The 1,233-nt window shown below is 57.3% G+C and carries 1 protein-coding gene; it reads right to left on the bottom strand.

The window, feature by feature from the left end; all coding sequences use genetic code 11:
* The coding region (locus tag ACFQEU_RS16185; protein WP_379783833.1) for an IS701-like element ISHala1 family transposase at window positions 1-1,181 on the bottom strand (1,181 nt) is incomplete at its 3' end.
* Between the last annotated feature and the right edge of the window lie 52 nt (window positions 1,182-1,233).

Raw genomic sequence — 1,233 nt, 5'->3', positions numbered from 1 at the left:
TGGTCGATCTCGGTCATCAAGTCATCGATACCGCGATCATCGTTGTCTCGAACCCACGAGAGAAGGTTGTAGACGGCTTCCTTCAGGGAGTGTTCGAGGTTCGCTCGAAGCGATGACGCCTTCGAGCGAACAGTCCCCAAGGCGCTCGACTCAGGATCAAGACGAACGAGACTGTAGGCAGCCATCAGAAGGTGCCAGTGCCGACTGGCACCTTCGTCGGTCTGCATCTCGCAGTCTCCAAAGCCGAGATCCTGCTTCGAGTCCTCGAAGAACGTCTCGATGCGCCAGCGCATCCCGTAAGAGCGGATCACGTGCTCGGTCGGTGCGTCGATTTTGTTCGTAGCGAGGTACTTGACCGGATTCTCTTCGTCTTCATCGGTCTCTTTCTCGGCGATAACCAGCTTCACGTCTCCCAGCTGGGAGACGGGAAGCTTCTTCGTCCAGATGTGGTAGGTATCGTCCTCGATGTTGCGCTCTGCGGTGTCGATGCGCTCTGCCAGCGCATCGACGCTTAGCTCTTCTCCGCCGTAGGTCACCTGTCGATTGCTCCGGAGCGGGCCGATCCAGTCCTTGCCGTAGGATTCGATGTGTTCAACGAGACCAGAATCGTGAGCGAACCACGAGTCGAAGAGGTAGGTGTCCGCAGGCACACCTACCTCTTCTTCGAGTTCGGTGACGATCTCGCGGGCGAGATCGTACTTGGTGTCGTGGTCTTGGTCATCTTCGTCCTGTTTTTCGTAGAGGCGGAAAGTGAGTGGGTAGGCGGTTTTATCGTCGGCGTAGAAGGCGTAGATGAGGTCTTGGCCCCAGACAGTGTCACCTTCAGCGTGATCGTAGAAGTGGCCGACGCCGGGGACTTCGTCCCCGGCTTTCTCGGTGATCGTGTCGTCGAGGATGATGTAACCACCCTGTGACCAGCGCGTTTCACCGTGTTTTTGGAGTTCTTCGAGGCGTTCGTGGTTGAATTGCTGTTCGTCCCAGTCGTACTCGGTGAAGAACTTGTTGAGGGCGCGTTTGCCCTTGGCTGGAAGGACTTCGCGTGCGATGCCTGCCACGGTCTTGTTGCTGGCCGCAACAAGACCGGTGGCGTAGGTTTTCGCGTGATGGCGCTGGGCTGGAGACAGCGACTCGAACTCGTCGAACACACGCGTACACGACAAGAACTCCGTAATCGGCATCATCCGTCCTTGCCACCGCCTACGTCATGCACCTACTTCAACGTGCAAAGCTGAG

Origin of the sequence: Halorubrum tibetense (assembly GCF_042661865.1) — an archaeon.
GTDB lineage: Archaea > Halobacteriota > Halobacteria > Halobacteriales > Haloferacaceae > Halorubrum > Halorubrum tibetense.
This window is presented reverse-complemented; position numbering and strand designations above follow the sequence as displayed.